Consider the following 15864-nt stretch of genomic DNA (forward strand, 5'->3'; position numbering starts at 1 on the left):
GACGGGCGTCAGTCCGGCTTCCGTTTCTGCGGATAGGGTGACCGGTGTTCGCTGAGCATCTGCACATAGTCCGCGATCCGGCGCTCGCGGCCGGCCTGCGTTTTGAGACCCTTGAGCCGGAAGTACATGGCAAAGCGGTTCTGGGACGTCAGGACGTCGAACATTTCCTGCGCGGCGGGAACGGCGGCAATGGCGGCCTGCAGGTCCGCCGGGATTTCCGCGGTTGCCGACCCGGCATAGGCGGCATCCCAGCGCCCGTCCACCTTCGCGCTGAGCACGGCATCCCGGCCTGCCGGATGCATCCTGCCTTCCGCTTCCAGCCGGCTGATGTGTCCGACGTTGCGCAGTGACCAGATGCTGCGCGGACCGCGCGGCTGGAACCTTTGGAGGTAGCTTTCTTCGTCGCGTTTGTCTGCCTGCGCGTCGATCCAGCCGAAGCAGAGCGCTTCATCGAGGGCCTGGCGGTAGGTCAGCTCCGTGACACTTCCGCCCTTCTTCCCCAGCACCAGGCGGACACCGGAGGACAGGCCGTAATTGTGCTCCAGCCACTCCCGCCATGCCCCGGCATCCGGCAGGAGAAGCTCCGGGAGCTCTCGTGTCATGGCCCCAGTCTAGGGAGGCGGCTGCCGGGCTGAAAGGGTCCGGACCGGCCGGAACCGGTTCCCGCCGGGTTCAGCCAAGGGCCGAAGCGCAGCGTGCCGTGTGACGCGCACGGGTCCTTTGAGGTAGAACACTCCTATGAACGTTCGTACTCCTGACCCGTATCCAGGCTGGCTTTCCGAGGAAGATCTCTATGAAGCCCGGCAGCGTCTGCCCATGGTCTACGTCGAGGCCGTGCCGGTGCGGTGCGACCCGCTGGGCTACGTCACGGAAGTGGGGCTGCTGCTGCAGGCAACCCCGGAAGGCCAGATGATACGGTCCTTCGTTTCGGGCCGGGTGATGTACCGCGAGACCATCCGCGGTGCCCTGCTGCGCAACCTGGAGAAGGATCTGGGGCCCATGGCACTGCCGCAGCTGCCGCCCACGCTGGTGCCGTTCGCCGTCGCCGAGTATTTCCCCTCCCCCTCCCAGAGCGGACTCACGGACGAGCGCCAGCACGCCGTCGCGCTCGCGTATCTGATTCCGGTGACCGGTGAATGCAATCCCCGCCAGGACGCACTGGAATTGTCCTGGCTTACCCCCGACGAAGCCCTCAGCCCGGCCATTTACGCCGAGTTCTCCGGCGGCCGGGGAGACCTGCTGCGGCAGGCGCTGGCCTCGGCCGGCTGGGGACGCTGAAAAAGGCGCCGCTGCAAGCTTTATATACTGAAGGTTCTGGGGAGCCGAGGTCCAATCATGAAGGAATCCAATGTCTGAGAGCCTGCCGGAAACGTACGCGTTCCGGGTCAACGCGGAACTGCTTGCCCCCGGACAGATCCTTGTCCCGGGTGAGGGTGCCGCAGAACCACTGGCTCCGGTAGCCGGAACCAGTGTGGAGGCCGATGATTTCGGCGTCCCCGCACTCGTTATCGCCAAGCTCGATGACGGAACCTCGCTTCGGCTGGCCTACGGCTCCGCCGTCCGCGTGCAGGCCCCGGCACCGGAGGGCGCGCCGTCGGACGCTGTCCGGAAGGTGCCTTCGGAGGAAGACAACGCCGCCGACATCATCGCCGACGCTGCGGCGGCGCATCCGGATAACCGTGCCGTGCAGGAAATTGCGGCGCGGCTCGAGCGCGGGCTGAACGTGAAATCCGGCAGCCACCTGCAGGATGTGCGCGACCTTGCCCACATTCTCTTCATCGATCTTGGTGATGCGGAGAATTCCCTGAAGGTCTGCAACGTCATCACCGGGCTGCCGTTTGACGGGAACTTCGGCCGGTGGAACTGGATCCAGGGCGTCCTGGCCCTGGCGGCGCACATCACCCATGAGGCCGGCGACGCCGAGAGCGCCGCCGCGTACAGCCACGCCGTGCGTGCTGCGGACAAGTCCGAAACGGACCCGATGAAGGCGAAGCTGGCGGCGGAACTGCTGCAGCGCCAGCTGAACGAACCGAACCTCTACGACCGCGAAATCCACCGCGCCGCTGAGGCCGGAAATGACAAGAACGAACGGGAATGGCGGGTCCTGCGGCTGAACGCCCTGCTATACCTGCGCTCCCACGGAGGGTCGCAGACGCTCTCCGACGCCGAACTGGACCGGCGCATCCGCACCGAGCTGATCGCCGTACGCGGCTAGTCCTGCTGCGCCTGCTTCCGGAGCAGGTGTTGCTGCCGTAGGTGCGCGGCCACCACAACGGCCATGCCGACGACGGCGCCGATCAGGGTTTCGATGCCGCGGTCCCGGAGCAGCTCCATGGGGTTGCTCGGGTGGGCCAGCTCCGTGCTGACCAGTGCCAGCGGGGTGACCACCACCTGCGCCAGGGCGTACTGCCGGGCAATGAACATTTCCGCGCCGAACTGGCAGGCGGCAATCACCAGGACCATTTGCCAGGGCTCCAGCCCCGGAAGCAGGATCAGTGCCGTCAGCAGGAGGCCGCCGAATGTCCCGAGGATACGCTGCAGGCCGCGGTGGACCCGGTGGCGGACGGTCGCGCCGATCAGCGGAACGGTGGCGGCCACCATCGCCCAGTAGTTGTGGCCGACTCCCAGCAGCGTGGCGATGGACCCGGCAATGACGGCTGCCCCCGCGTACTGCAGCCCGTCGCTGTAGATGAGGCGCCGCTGGGCTGCGGAGAACCGCGGGCGCTCGGGCTTGTTCCATGCGGTGCGGTACCGCCGCACCAGCATTCCGGAAAGACCCACCAGGAGGGAAAAGACCACGGTCAGGACGGCAGCGAGCATGCCCTGCCAGAGCGGGGGCTGGTTCGGAACCGAAGAGATCGCTGCGAAGGCAAAGATGTGGAACAGCGAGCCGACGGGGCGCAGCCGCCAGAAGCCCGTGACCACGGTCCCCAGCCCGGCGACCGCCGTCGTGCCCACCACGGTTCCCCAGGCGTCGAGGTCCAGGCGTGCACTCAATGCCGCCGCCAGAATCACGGCAAGCATCAGCGCTCCGGCGCGGCCCTGATGGCCCAGGCGCTGGCGGTGCGGTTCGTTCCGGCCGTAAATTCCGGTGAAGGCGCCGAACGTCGCGAAGATGGCGAGGTCGAGCCGGCCCAGGAAAAGCACGAGGAAAAGCGGCGCTCCGATGCCGATGGCGCACCGGATAGCCGCGTGGTGGTCATTGTTCGCCGGAGCGATCCTGAACATCTCTTGCAGGTGCGTCAAGGGGAAGGCCTCTGCCTTTCGTACCGCCGGCACTTTCGTTCCGTTGGAATAGGAGGGGTGCGGGCGTATTTCATCCGGTTCGTCACCGGGTTCAATTTCCGCCCATCCAACCTATCCCCGGGGAAGAGCAGGGCTGAATAAATGTGCTGCATCTCCCAAGTGCGGCACCCGGCGGGAAGTCTGCTCCGGGTAGGGCAAAATGGAGGGGTGTCTTCCTCAGCCTTTTCCTTCACCCTCGGTAAGCGCCTGCGCGAAACCGCCCCTGCAGCGGCCGAACAGCGAGTCGAGGCGAACGGAGGCGGCTTCCAGGGCCGTACCGGCACCATTTCCACCCCGCACGGCGAAATCAAGACTCCGGCGTTTATCGCGGTAGGCACCAAGGCGACGGTCAAGGCGGTTCTTCCCGAATCCGTCGCCGAACTGGGCGCCCAGGCGGTTCTGGCCAACGCCTACCACCTGTATCTGCAGCCCGGTCCGGACATCCTCGATGAGGCCGGCGGCCTGGGGAAGTTCATGAACTGGTCCGGCCCTACCTTCACCGATTCCGGCGGGTTCCAGGTCATGAGCCTGGGTGCCGGGTTCAAGAAGGTCATCAACATGAACGCCGACGGGACCACGCATGCCACGGGGGCGGACGACGACGTCGCGCCCGGCAAGGAACGCCTGGCCCACATTGACGACGACGGCGTCTGGTTCAAGTCCCACCTGAACGGCGATCGGCACCGCTTCAGCCCGGAAATCTCGATGCAGGTGCAGCACAAGATCGGCGCAGACATCATGTTTGCCTTCGACGAGCTCACCACGCTCATGAATTCCCGCGGCTATCAGGAAATGTCCCTGGAGCGGACCCGGTTGTGGGCGCTGCGCTGCCTTGCCGAGCATCAGCGGCTGACCGGGGAACGCGCCGACAAGCCCTACCAGGCGCTCTTTGGAGTACTGCAGGGCGCCCAGTATGAGGACCTGCGCCGCAAGGCAGCCCGGGACCTCGGTGCCATGGACTTTGACGGCTTCGGCCTGGGCGGTGCCTTTGAAAAGGAAAACCTCGGCACCATTGTCCGGTGGTGCACGGAAGAGCTTCCGGAAAACAAGCCCCGCCACCTCCTGGGCATTTCAGAGCCCGATGACATCTTCACGGCCATCGAAAACGGTGCCGACACGTTCGACTGTGTTTCACCGACCCGCGTGGCCCGGAACTCGGCGTTCTACACGCCGTACGGCCGCAAGAACCTGTCCAATGCCAGGTTCAAGCGGGACTTCGGGCCGCTGATGGACGGCTGCGACTGCTACACCTGCACCAACTACACCCGCGCGTACATCCACCACCTGTTCAAGTCCGACGAGATGGTCAGCCACACACTGATTTCCATCCACAATGAACGCTTCACCGTGAAGCTCGTGGACGATGCCCGCCTGGCTATCGACGACGGCACATTCTTCGACTTCAAAGCCGAGGTGCTGGGCAAGTACTACAGCGGCAAGTAGCTGAGTTCCCGGGTATTCACCCGGGAACTTCCTGCTCTACCTACCGCTGCAGTCCTGGCCTGGAGCTGAAACGGCTGCTAGGAATTGTCCGGCTTTGCCTGGGTCGATTCATCCTCTTCCAAGGCAGGCTGGGCATCCCGTTCCTCGTCTCCGGGCTTCGAATCCTCCTGCGCGTCCTCAATCATTACCCGGGTGACTTCGTCGTTGAATTCCTCCCGTGTTCCGGCCAGGTTTTCGTCGACTGCCTTGGCACCGGGGTTCGGGACTGGTTCTTGGTTGCTCATGTTTGCTCCTGCCGTACTGGGGACGTGTTACGCGTGCGTCCCCCAACCTTTGCACATCGGGAAAGGGATTTCCTCCGCTCCCGGCAACGAACGCGCTACACCGCCACCGGCTCCAGCGCAGCCTCGTCATAGGTAGGCTCGCGCTTTTTGATCGCCCGGATGACCATGGCCGTGACCGGCACAAAGAGGTACTCAATCAGTGTCTTGTAGAGGAAACCGAACAGGACGTAATTGAGGAACCCGCCGGCGTCGGTAATCCCGATCACCGGAGCCGCAATGGCACAGAAAATCAGGGTATCGGCGAACTCCCCCACCCCGGTGGAGGCCATCAGCCGTCCGGCCAGCGCCTTCTCCCGGAACCGATCCTTCATCCGCGTGAGCACCAGGGAGTTGAGCAGCTGGCCGGCAAGGAACCCGAGCAGGCTTGCCGCCACAATCTGCCAAACCGGTCCCAGCGCCGCCTCCAGCGCGGCCTGCTTTTCCAGGCCGTAGGCGTCGTTGAATCCCGGCAGCGCAATGATCACGGCAAAACTGACGACGGCGAGAAGCGCCATCGCAAAGCCGGCGAAGATGGCCCGGCGGGCGGCTTTGAAGCCGTACACCTCGCTCACCACATCACCCAGGATGTACGCGAGCGGGAAGAGGAAAAACCCGCCGTCGGTGACAATGTCCCAGCCGCCGGGAAGGGAAAACTGCACGCCCTTGGTGGCGCCGATATTCGAAATGACAATGACCACGCACATCAGGGTGAGGATCAGGTCGTACTGGGAGCTCCCGCGGGAGGCGTAGGCTGCGGCGGTTTTCACAGCTGCCCGTGGCTGTGCATTCATGGCATTTTCCGTTCGGTTAGTGGTTCGCCTGGCTTTCGCCGGCTGTATTAGCACTGTGCCCGCTGCCCCGGGCAGCCCCGCAGGGCCGCATCCATTCTGCCACGGCCGGTCGGAACGCGGCGCATACTCCTTTTTGAACACGTTCAAAAGATGTGGTCTACTGAACGCTGGAAATACTGCATAAGGGAGCATCATTGGCCGCCACCGCCAAGAGCGAACAGACGCGCCGGCTCCTCATCGATACGGCACTGCGCCTCTTTGCCTCACAGGGCTACGAAAAGACCACCATGCGCGCCATCGCGCTGGAGGCAGATGTCTCCGTAGGCAACGCCTACTACTATTTCCGTTCCAAGGACGACCTCATCCACGAGCTGTACCGCTCCCTCCAGGATGAGCACCGCTCGCTTGCGCTGCCGCAGATCCGCGAGGGGCACAACCTGGGCGAGAACCTGCTGGCCATCTTCTCCTCGGGCCTGACCACCATGGAGCCCTACCACGCCTTCGGCGTACATTTCCTGCGCGACGCCATGGCACCACACCGCCGCGACGACGCCGCCGTCGGGCGCGGCAAGTCCATCGCGATGTTCCGACAGGCGGTGGCGAGTGCCCGCCCGCAGCCGCCCGTGGCGCTCCGCAGCGACCTGCCCGAACTGCTCTGGCTGATGCACATGGGCATCACCTTCTTCTGGGTGTACGACCGCTCCCCCGGGCAGCGCAGGTCCCACCGGCTGGCCGCCAACCTGGCGCCGCTGATGGCCAAACTCGTCATCCTGTCCCGACTGCCGGTGGTCCGCAGCATTCTGGAAGACGTGGTCCACCTGCTCCGCGGCGTCCGGCGGGACGGATAGCCGGCACCGGGTGCGGCACGACGCCGGCGGCCCGCCGTCACGGGGCGTCTCACATGGGTGGCCGGTTTCGGCGGTTTGGGTGGAAGATAGACCCATGTCTGCAAACACACACACTTCTGCGCCCTCCGCTCCGGCCGTCACGCTCACTATCGCCGGCTCGGAAGCCACCGGCGGGGCCGGTGCCCAGGCCGATCTGAAGACCTTCCAGGAACTGGGCGTCTACGGCATTACCGCACTGACGTGCATTGTGTCCTTCGACCCCAACGACTCCTGGAACCACCGCTTCGTGCCGGTCGATCCGCAGGTCATCACCGATCAGCTCGAAGCCATCACGACCGCCTATGACCTGGACACGGTCAAAATCGGCATGCTCGGCACCCCGGCGACCATCGACGTCGTCGCCAAGGCACTGCAGGCCCAGGATTGGAAGAACCTCGTGCTGGACCCGGTGCTTATCTGCAAGGGCCAGGAACCGGGCGCCGCGCTGGACACCGACAAGGCACTCAAGGCCCAGATCCTTCCGCTGGCCACCTTCGTCACTCCCAACCACTTCGAGTCCATGTCCCTGTCCGGCATGGATTCCATTGAGACCGTGGAAGACCTGAAGGAAGCGGCCCGCCGCATCCATGACGCCAGCGGAGCCGTGGTCCTGGCCAAGGGCGGCGTCCGGCTGGAAGGCGACGACGCCGTCGACGTCTTTTACGACGGCAAGACCATGGAGGTGCTGCGGGCGCCCAAGGTGGGCGAGGTAGCCGTCAGCGGCGCCGGCTGCACCCTGGCCGCGGCTATCACCGCCGAACTGGGCAAGGGCGCCACCCCGCTGGAAGCGGCCAAAACCGCCAAGGCGTTCGTCACCGAAGGAATCCGCAACCGCGTGTCCTCCAATGCTCCGTTCGACGCACTGTGGCAGGGCAACGCCGGGCAGGGTCCGGCCCTGTAACTACCGCCCTCCGCGGAAAAGAAGAACGGAAAGAGCCTTCCCGGCAAACGGGAGGGCTCTTTTTGTCATGGGGGGGGAATACATCCGAACGTCAAAGCGCGGTAATCGCCAACCGGAACGAAATTCTGAGTTACAGGTGCGGAAAAATACATCCTGAGTCGGCAAATAACAAGGGTCGAACAAGTAATTCGACAATGTGAACACCAACCTTTGCACCGCACGATTGGTCCTCTATGGTGACCCTACGGCTGCATGGATTTGGGGGCCGTTACGTGCACGCTGACACTCCTTACGGGGGTTGGAGGCACAACGGAAAACCTGCCGCAGTGTGTCAGCAGCCGTGCAATTGTCTCCTGGACATGCCCGGTAGCGCTCGGTGGACTGTTCAAGGAGCGCAATGAGATTGTCCATCCATCACAAACCCGGCGCGGTTGTCACTGCCGCATTCGCCGGGATCGCACTCACAGCAGGCTTGGGAGTGGGCCTTCCAGCCCAGGCCACCGAGGCACCCGTTAACGGCGCGTCCGAACTGGCCGAGGGTATCCCGGTCCAGCGGTTCGCTGAGCAGAAGGTATCCCCCAGCCTGCGGGACGCATCCGGCAAGGTGTCGGTCTACGTGCAGTTCACCGGCGAAGGCGCCTTTGAACAGACACAGCCCGATGCAGTCAAGGAAGGCAAAGCGGAGCCGGTGGTGAACAAGCCGCTGGTCGAAGAGATCCGCAGCGACATCACCTCCCAGGCCGAATCCGTGGCGCAGGAAGCTGCCGCGAGCACTCTCTACACCACCACCAACACCCTCCCCGGCACCGCCATTGTGGGCGACGCAGAGGCCATCCGCGATCTGGCAGGCCGTGCGGACGTTGCCCGCATCACCAAGATCGTGCCGAAGCACATAGACAACAAGGGTGCAGACATCGACACCCGTGCCCTGAACACCTGGGTGGAGCGTCAGCAGACCGGCGAGGGCATCACCATCGCTGTCCTGGATACCGGCATCGACTACACCCACAGTGACTTCGGCGGCCCCGGTACCCTCGAGGCCTACGCAGCAGCGCAGGCATCAGCCACCATTCCCACCGCTGAAAGCGGTCTTATTGATCCCGCTAAGTTCATCGGCGGCTACGACCTCGTGGGCGATGACTACGACGCCAATCCCACCTCCCCCACCTACCAGCCCGTTCCCCGGCCGGACCTCAATCCGCTCGACTGCGGCGGACACGGCAGCCATGTGGCCGGTACCGCAGCCGGGTACGGCACCAACAACGACGGCTCCGCTTTCCGCGGCGACTACTCCACCCTCACGGCGGAACAGGTCGATTCCATGCGGATCGGCCCCGGCTCAGCCCCGGATGCCCAGCTCGTGAGCATCCGTGTCTTCGGCTGTGCCGGCTCCTCCGAGGTGGTTGGCCAAGCGCTGGACTACGTGCTGGACCCCAACGGTGACGGCGACTTCTCGGACCGTGCCCAGGTAGTGAACATGTCCCTCGGCTCCGACTACAGCCCGGTGGACGATCCCGAGAATGACATCGTCAACAAGCTCACCGAACAGGGCATCCTTTCCGTCGTCGCTTCAGGCAACGCCGGCGATGTCTATGACATCGGAGGTTCCCCCGGCAACGCAAAGTCGGCTCTGACCGTCGCAAGCACCATCGGTACCCGGATCACTCTCGACCGCGCCGACGTCATCGCCCCGGCCGGATCGACCGAACCGGCCGCAGCCGTTGCCGGCCAGTACTCCTCCAACTTCAACTACTCGGCAGTTACGGAAGCACAGCTCACCGGCGATGTAGTGATGGCTCCGGCAGACAACCGCTTTGGCTGCAACGCCTTCCCGGCCGGCTCCCTGACCGGGAAATGGGTCTGGATCCAGTGGGAAGAAGACGGTGCTTTCCCCTGCGGTTCGGGGGTCCGGTTCAACAATGCCCAGGCCGCCGGAGCCACCGGCGTGGTGCTCGATTCCCCGCGTTCGGTCTTTGAATCGGGTATCGGCGGAAACACCGCCATTCCCGGCATCCAGCTCAACGCCGAATCCTCGGACCGGCTGCGTCCGGCCGCCGAAGCAGGAGCACTGACCCTGCACCTGTCACCGGCCTACATGGCCACCACCAGCGCCCCGTCGGGTGTCGGTGACACTGTCAGCCCGTTCACCTCCCGCGGAGTGCACGGTTCCAACGGAATCGTGAAGCCCGACGTCGCGGCGCCAGGTTCGGCCATCGGATCAGCCGCCGTCGGCTCCGGCACCGGTGCAGCAGTCAGCAGCGGCACGTCCATGGCCACCCCGCATGTGGCCGGTATTGCGGCCCTGCTCTACGCGGCTACGGATTTGAACCCCTACGAGATCAAGACCGCCATCATGAACACCGCAACGCATGACCTGCTCACGGCAAGCGGTGCCGTTCAGGGGCCCAACCGGGTCGGTGCCGGCCGGGTAGATGCCCTTGATGCGCTGAATAACAAGGTCTTGGCGTACGCCACAGAGGATCCGGCTCTGACCAGCGTCAACTTCGGTGTGATGGAGCTGGGCAAGGAGGCCCTGGTGCTGACCCGCCAGGTCACGGTGGAGAACAAGTCCGACCGTCCTGTCTCCTACAACGTCAGCTACCTGCAGGCGTCCACCATGCCCGGCGTCGTCATCAGTACCACTCCCTCGGTGAACGTGCCGGGCAACGGCAAGGCCACCGTGGACGTGACGTTGAGCATTTCCGATCCGGCTGCGCTGGCCAAGACCATTGACCCCGCCGCTGACACCGAGCAGCTGGGTATTTCCCGGCAGTTCCTGGCTGATGTGTCCGGCCGGGTGCAGTTTGCCGGCAACGGCACGCCCACATTGCGGGTTCCCGTCTATTCGGCTCCAAAGCCGACGTCGGAGATGAGTGCGGGCAAGGAAATTGCCTTCGCTGACTCCGAGGCACTGAAAAGCACCGTGACACTGCAGGGCCGCGACCTCATCCAAGGTACGGGTGCCTCACGCTACCTGTCCCTGGTTTCGCCCCTGGTCCTCGGCGCGGAGAGTCCGCGGCTGGACTCCGTGAAGATGGATTCCATGTACGCCATGGACGTACAAGCGGTGGGTGCATCTTCCACGATTCCGACGCTGAAGGCTGCCGGCGGCGATCTTCAGACGTCCGTCGTGAACTTCGGTGTCAGCACCTGGGCCAACTGGCCCATGCTGGGCGGTGCGTTCGAGATTGACGTGGAGATCGACACCAATGGTGACTCGGTCCCGGACTTCGTCACCCTCACGTCCCGTGCGGCCGACGTGGACCTGGTCCTGGCTACGACTTACCGTTTGAACGCCGACGGGACCGCAGTAGCCGTGGACCAGACCGGTGCCAACGGTGTTCAGGGCGGCACTGATACCAACACGTTCGATACCAATGCGGTTACCCTGCCGGTTTCGGCAACGGCACTGGGCCTGGATGTCAACGCGGCCTCGGCACCGTTGCGGTACCGGGTCACCACCTGGAACCCGTACAGCGTGGATGAGCAGGGCGAGAGCGTTCCTGTCGACACCACCGAGTACGTCCCGTTCGATGCCGCCAACCCGGCATTGACCTTCGCCGGCGCCACACCGGATAGCCTGTTCGCAGACGTCAACGGCGGCACAATCGATGTCACCCGCAGCGCCGGCACCACCGACGCGAAGGCGTTGTTCCTGCACCTGCACAACGCCACCGGTGACCTGAGCGGCACCAACGGTGACGGCGGCAAGGCGGAAGTGGTCCCGGTCAAGGTACCGGCCAAGGTGGTTCCGGTCCCGACGCCGACTCCCACCTCTACGGCAACACCGAAACCGACGGCGACGCCGAAGCCGACTCCCACCAAGACGGCTACGCCTAAGCCCACACCGACCAAGCCCAGCAAGCCGACCAAGCCCACGCCGGCCAACCCGGTCAGCGCGGTCAGCAAGTGCTCGGGTTCGGGTGCCGAGATTGCGGTCACGGTCAAGAACACCGGGACCAAGCAGGTCAATGCGACGGTGAAGTCCAGCTACGGCACCGCGACGGTGAACAAGCTGGATCCGGGCAAGAGCAAGTCGGTGGTCATCAAGACCCGCCAGTCCTCCATCAAGGCAGGCGACGTCACGGTCAACCTCACCTCCACCGGTAAGGGCAAGGTCGAAAAGGCCACCTACAAGGACCGCTTTGAAGCCCAGAAGTGCAAGGGCGGCAACGGTCACGGCGGCGGCCACGGCGGTGGCCGCGGCTAGGACATGACCTAGCAACCCAATAGAGCAGCGGGCTCCGGTGGACATCCGGGGCCCGCTGCTCTTAGTTTCGAAGTCCTCCCGCGCCTACTTCAGCAGCCGGGACATCCGCCGGTCCGCCAGCAGCTTGCCCCCGGTCTGGCAGGTGGGGCAGTACTGCAGCGAGGAATCGGCGAAGGCCACCTCGCGGACGGTGTCACCACACACCGGGCAGGGCTCGCCGGTCCGGGCATGCACCCGCATGGCCTGGCGCTTGGAGTCCTTCAGCTCCGCCGCAGGACGGCCGGCGGCATTCTCGATCGCGGAGTCCAGAACGGCGCCCATCGCTTCAAACAACCTCTGCACTTCGTCCGTCCCCAGCTTGGCGCCGATGGCAAACGGTGACAGGTGCGCTGCATGCAGGATCTCGTCGCTGTAGGCATTGCCGATCCCCGCGATGACCGACTGGTCCCGCAGCAGTCCCTTGATCTGGCCGCGGTGCGAAGTCACCAGTTCCGTAAAGGCCGCCGCACGGACGTCGAGCGCTTCGGGACCCAGCCGGGCAATCCCCGGAACGTCCGCGAGGTCCCGAACAACGTAGACCGCCAACGACTTCCGAGTGCCGGCTTCGGTGAGGTCGAAGCCTGGCTCGGCCGCACCCTCACCGGAGGCAGCAAACCGGACCCGCAGGGCCATCGGCCCCCTGCCCGGGCGCAGATGTCCCGGCTTCAGGGCATCGGACCAGCGCAGCCAGCCGGCCTTGGCCAGATGCATCACCAAGTGCACGCCGCCGGCAGTGAGGATCAGGAACTTGCCCCGCCGTTCGACGTCGGACACCGGACCCGCGTACAGCTCTTCCAACGGTACCGCCGCGGTCTTCAGCACCGGGAAGGACAGCACCTCGACGTCGGCAATCACCGCGGCCGGCGCGTTGGGCGGCAGCAGCTTGGACCTCAGGAAATCGGCCAGTCCCTGCACTTCGGGCATCTCGGGCATGGCTACACCCTAGCCGCGGAACCGGCTTCGCGTCATTGCTCCGAATGCGCCTGCAGGAAGGAATACACCTCGGTCTCATCCACGCCGGGGAAGGCACCGGGCGGCAGGGCGGCGAGCAGGTGCGAATGCGCCCGGGCGCTGGGCCAGGCGAACCCGGACCACTCCGAGGCCAGCTCCCCCGGCGGGGTACGGCAGCAGTCCGGATCAGGACAGCGGGACTTGGACCGCGCGGTGGTGTCCCGGCCGCGGAACCACTTCACGTGCTGGTACGGGACCCCGATGCTGAGCGAGAACTTGCCGGCCGATCCCCGTTCAATCCGGGCGGTGCACCAGTAGGTGCCGGCCGGGGTGTCGGTGTACTGGTTGAACGCACTGAACTGGTCGGGCACCGAAAACACTTCCCGCGACGTCCAGTACCGGCAGATCGGCTGGCCCTCGATGGCACCGGTGTGGTCGGCGGGGAACGTCACGCCGTCGTTCTCATAGGCCTTGTAGACGATCCCGCTCTCGTGCACCTTCTGGAAGTGGGTGGGGATGCCGAGATGCTCCGTGGCGAGGTTGGTGAACCGGTGGGCGGCCGTTTCATAAGAGACCGCGAAGGCATCCCGGATGTCCTCCACGGCTATTTCCTTGGCGGCCTTGGCCCGCTGCAGGAATTCCACCGTGGCCTTCTCCGGCAGCAATAGGGCGGCGGCGAAGTAGTTCGTGGCCACCCGCTGGCCCAGGAACTCGCCGTAGCTGCTCGGCGTCTGGTGCTGAAGTACGTAATGGCCCAGGGCCTGCAGCAGCACCGACCGCGGATCGTGGTCCGAGCGCTGTGACTGCGTCAGGTAAATACGCCGGTTCTTCAGGTCGGTGACGGAGCGGGTGGAGTGCGGCAGGTCGTTCACGTGGTGGAGGCTGAACCCCAGGTGCGCGGCGATATCGGCGATCACGTGCTGCGACAGCGGGCCGGACGTGTGCCCCACCGAGTCCAGCACCTTCTGCGCCTCGGCCTCGTATTCCGGGAAGTAGTTGTTCCGCTCCCGCATCATGGCCCGCAGCTCTCCGTTGGCCCGGCGCGCCTCCTCGGGGGTGGCCATCTGGTCGTTGAGCCGCCGCTCGAGCTCGGCCTGCAGGCCCACCAGGGATTCCAGGACGTCGGTCGGCAGCCGTGACCCGATCCGCACCTTGGGCAGGCCGAGGGAGGCATACAGCGGTCCGCGCTGCGCCCGCTCGAGTTCGATTTCCAGGGCGGCACGCCGGCTCGGCGGCTCGGCTCCCAGCAGCGAGTCGATGCTGACGTCCAGGGCCGCCGCCAGTGCCTGCATCATGCCGAGCTTGGGTTCGCGCTTGCCGTTCTCAATCAGGGACAGCTGGGACGCGACCGTTCCGACGGCGGCACCCAGGTCATCGAGCGTCATGCCCTTGGCCTTGCGCAGGTGCCGGATGCGGCGGCCGAGGCTGATGACATCCAGCGTCCGCTCGGCGTCGGGCCCCAATCCGCCCTTCGGGGAGTCCGGAGCGGGTCGATTCCATGTAGTAGACGTCACATTTTCAGATTACGCGAAGAACTGCGTTTCTTTCCAGAGATAAACCCTAGAAGAGGGGTTGTTGTTGGCACAGGCTTAGTTCACAGCACGAAATTCCGGTTGAAGCGGACCGGTTCGCAGGGATGAATTCCAAGGAGATACAAGCAATGAGCCAGGACCAGAACACCGCCCCCACCGCCGAACAGCTCACGTCCGACTGGGAAACCAATCCCCGCTGGGACGGCATCGAGCGCGACTACACCGCCGACGACGTCGTGAAGCTGCGCGGCCGCGTCCAGGAGGAGCACACGCTGGCCCGCCGCGGATCCGAAAAGCTCTGGGACCAGCTCCGCAACGCCGGCGATGACGGCTACACCAATGCCCTGGGTGCCCTCACCGGCAACCAGGCCGTCCAGCAGGTCAAGGCCGGCCTGAAGGCCATTTACCTCTCCGGCTGGCAGGTAGCCGCCGACGCGAACAACTCCGGCCACACCTACCCGGACCAGTCGCTCTACCCGGCCAACTCGGTTCCCACCGTGGTCCGCCGCATCAACAACGCCCTGCTGCGCGCAGACCAGATCGAATTCGCCGAAGGCATCTCCACCGTCGAGGATTATCTGGTGCCGATCGTGGCCGACGCTGAGGCCGGCTTCGGCGGCCCGCTGAACGCCTACGAACTCATGAAGGCCATGATCACCTCCGGCGCCTCCGGCGTGCACTGGGAAGACCAGCTCGCCTCGGAGAAGAAGTGCGGCCACCTCGGCGGCAAGGTCCTCATCCCCACCGGCCAGCACATCCGCACCCTGAACGCCGCCCGCCTCGCGGCCGACGTCGCCGGCACCCCCACCGTGGTCATCGCCCGCACCGACGCCGAGGCTGCCACCCTGATCACGTCCGACGTCGACGAGCGGGACTCCGAATTCATCATCCGTGAAAACGGAGAGCCAGTTCGCACCGCCGAGGGCTTCTACAAGGTCCGCAACGGCATTGAGCCCTGCATCGCCCGGGCCAAGGCCTACGCGCCGTACTCGGACCTGATCTGGATGGAAACCGGCACCCCGGACCTGGAAATGGCCCGCAAGTTCGCCGAGTCCGTCCGCTCCGAATTCCCCGACCAGATGCTGGCCTACAACTGCTCGCCGTCCTTCAACTGGAAGAAGCATCTGGATGACGAGACCATCGCCAAGTTCCAGCGCGAACTCGGCGCCATGGGCTTCAAGTTCCAGTTCATCACCCTGGCCGGCTTCCACGCCCTGAACTACTCCATGTTCGACCTGGCCCACGGCTACGCCCGCTCCGGCATGAGCGCCTACGTGGAACTGCAGGAAAAGGAGTTCGGCTCCGAGTCCCGCGGCTACACCGCCACCAAGCACCAGCGCGAAGTCGGCACCGGCTACTTCGACGCCATCGCCACCGCGCTGAACCCCGAAGGCAGCACCCTGGCCCTGGCCGGTTCCACGGAGTCCAGCCAGTTCCACTAAACCGCTGTCCCACTTACCGCGGTTCCGCGGGGGCGCCGGCTGCAGCCGCAGCCGGCGCCC

Annotated in this window: 13 protein-coding genes; 7 read left to right on the forward strand and 6 right to left on the reverse strand. The window is 65.1% G+C overall.

What is annotated here, in order from left to right:
* Window positions 1-8: 8 nt before the first annotated feature.
* Window positions 9-602 carry a YdeI/OmpD-associated family protein gene (locus tag NNX37_RS15735; protein WP_255793692.1) on the reverse strand — a complete coding sequence of 198 codons (594 nt, stop codon included), beginning with the start codon at window positions 600-602 and terminating at the stop codon, window positions 9-11.
* 136 nt (window positions 603-738) lie between these two features.
* Here NNX37_RS15735 and NNX37_RS15740 point away from each other — a divergent pair, with 136 nt between their 5' ends.
* Together NNX37_RS15740 and NNX37_RS15745 are read left to right on the forward strand one after the other, a co-directional pair.
* Complete coding sequence (locus NNX37_RS15740) at window positions 739-1278, forward strand: NUDIX hydrolase family protein (protein WP_255793693.1); 540 nt, start codon at window positions 739-741, stop codon at window positions 1276-1278.
* 70 nt (window positions 1279-1348) lie between these two features.
* The gene (locus NNX37_RS15745; RefSeq protein ID WP_255793694.1) at window positions 1349-2215 is read left to right on the forward strand and encodes a DUF6707 family protein; all 867 of its coding nucleotides are present in this window, start codon (window positions 1349-1351) and stop codon (window positions 2213-2215) included.
* On the opposite strand, the gene NNX37_RS15750 is transcribed toward NNX37_RS15745, so the two are convergent.
* Window positions 2212-3246 carry an FUSC family protein gene (locus NNX37_RS15750; RefSeq protein ID WP_255793695.1) on the reverse strand — a complete coding sequence of 345 codons (1035 nt, stop codon included), beginning with the start codon at window positions 3244-3246 and terminating at the stop codon, window positions 2212-2214. The two genes, NNX37_RS15745 and NNX37_RS15750, sit on opposite strands and share 4 nt — an antisense overlap.
* 141 nt (window positions 3247-3387) lie before the next feature.
* Here NNX37_RS15750 and tgt point away from each other — a divergent pair, with 141 nt between their 5' ends.
* On the forward strand, window positions 3388-4728 hold the full coding sequence (gene tgt, locus NNX37_RS15755; protein ID WP_255793696.1) for a tRNA guanosine(34) transglycosylase Tgt: 1341 nt from the start codon (window positions 3388-3390) through the stop codon (window positions 4726-4728).
* Window positions 4729-4805: 77 nt separating this feature from the next.
* Here the strand turns inward: tgt and NNX37_RS15760 are convergent, their stop codons facing one another.
* Window positions 4806-5012 (reverse strand): hypothetical protein, encoded by a 207-nt coding sequence (locus NNX37_RS15760; RefSeq protein ID WP_255793697.1) that lies wholly within the window; start codon window positions 5010-5012, stop codon window positions 4806-4808.
* Between the two features lie 95 nt (window positions 5013-5107).
* The gene (locus NNX37_RS15765) at window positions 5108-5842 is read right to left on the reverse strand and encodes a queuosine precursor transporter (protein ID WP_255793698.1); all 735 of its coding nucleotides are present in this window, start codon (window positions 5840-5842) and stop codon (window positions 5108-5110) included.
* Between the two features lie 194 nt (window positions 5843-6036).
* Between NNX37_RS15765 and NNX37_RS15770 the strand changes: the two genes are divergently transcribed.
* From NNX37_RS15770 to NNX37_RS15780, 3 genes are all read left to right on the forward strand, one after another.
* Window positions 6037-6690, forward strand: coding sequence for a TetR/AcrR family transcriptional regulator (locus tag NNX37_RS15770; RefSeq protein WP_255793699.1), 654 nt, complete (start codon window positions 6037-6039; stop codon window positions 6688-6690).
* 94 nt (window positions 6691-6784) lie between these two features.
* A complete protein-coding gene (gene thiD / locus NNX37_RS15775) occupies window positions 6785-7630 on the forward strand; it encodes a bifunctional hydroxymethylpyrimidine kinase/phosphomethylpyrimidine kinase (protein ID WP_255793700.1) in 846 nt (281 codons plus the stop codon).
* A 397-nt stretch (window positions 7631-8027) separates the two neighbouring features.
* Complete coding sequence (locus NNX37_RS15780) at window positions 8028-11840, forward strand: S8 family peptidase (RefSeq protein WP_255793701.1); 3813 nt, start codon at window positions 8028-8030, stop codon at window positions 11838-11840.
* 84 nt (window positions 11841-11924) lie between these two features.
* On the opposite strand, the gene NNX37_RS15785 is transcribed toward NNX37_RS15780, so the two are convergent.
* Window positions 11925-12812: an Fpg/Nei family DNA glycosylase gene (locus tag NNX37_RS15785; protein ID WP_255793702.1), complete on the reverse strand. Its 888-nt coding sequence runs from the start codon at window positions 12810-12812 to the stop codon at window positions 11925-11927.
* A 32-nt stretch (window positions 12813-12844) separates the two neighbouring features.
* Window positions 12845-14293, reverse strand: a complete 1449-nt coding sequence (locus NNX37_RS15790; protein ID WP_255793711.1) for a helix-turn-helix transcriptional regulator — start codon at window positions 14291-14293, stop codon at window positions 12845-12847.
* Between the two features lie 197 nt (window positions 14294-14490).
* On the opposite strand from NNX37_RS15790, the gene aceA reads away from it, so the two are divergent.
* A complete protein-coding gene (aceA, locus tag NNX37_RS15795; RefSeq protein ID WP_255793703.1) occupies window positions 14491-15804 on the forward strand; it encodes an isocitrate lyase in 1314 nt (437 codons plus the stop codon).
* Window positions 15805-15864 lie beyond the last annotated feature (60 nt).

It is taken from the genome of Arthrobacter zhaoxinii, assembly GCF_024385505.1.
GTDB lineage: Bacteria > Actinomycetota > Actinomycetes > Actinomycetales > Micrococcaceae > Arthrobacter_B > Arthrobacter_B zhaoxinii.

What these genes read in the sequence shown, in the direction of transcription:
- aceA (WP_255793703.1), top strand. Translation starts at nt 14,491, where the DNA reads ATGAGCCAGGACCAGAACACCGCCCCCACCGCCGAACAGCTCACGTCC.
- NNX37_RS15765 (WP_255793698.1), bottom strand. Translation starts at nt 5,842, where the DNA reads ATGAATGCACAGCCACGGGCAGCTGTGAAAACCGCCGCAGCCTACGCC.
- NNX37_RS15760 (WP_255793697.1), bottom strand. Translation starts at nt 5,012, where the DNA reads ATGAGCAACCAAGAACCAGTCCCGAACCCCGGTGCCAAGGCAGTCGAC.
- tgt (WP_255793696.1), top strand. Translation starts at nt 3,388, where the DNA reads ATGTGCTGCATCTCCCAAGTGCGGCACCCGGCGGGAAGTCTGCTCCGG.
- NNX37_RS15780 (WP_255793701.1), top strand. Translation starts at nt 8,028, where the DNA reads ATGAGATTGTCCATCCATCACAAACCCGGCGCGGTTGTCACTGCCGCA.
- NNX37_RS15745 (WP_255793694.1), top strand. Translation starts at nt 1,349, where the DNA reads ATGTCTGAGAGCCTGCCGGAAACGTACGCGTTCCGGGTCAACGCGGAA.
- NNX37_RS15735 (WP_255793692.1), bottom strand. Translation starts at nt 602, where the DNA reads ATGACACGAGAGCTCCCGGAGCTTCTCCTGCCGGATGCCGGGGCATGG.
- NNX37_RS15785 (WP_255793702.1), bottom strand. Translation starts at nt 12,812, where the DNA reads ATGCCCGAGATGCCCGAAGTGCAGGGACTGGCCGATTTCCTGAGGTCC.
- NNX37_RS15740 (WP_255793693.1), top strand. Translation starts at nt 739, where the DNA reads ATGAACGTTCGTACTCCTGACCCGTATCCAGGCTGGCTTTCCGAGGAA.
- thiD (WP_255793700.1), top strand. Translation starts at nt 6,785, where the DNA reads ATGTCTGCAAACACACACACTTCTGCGCCCTCCGCTCCGGCCGTCACG.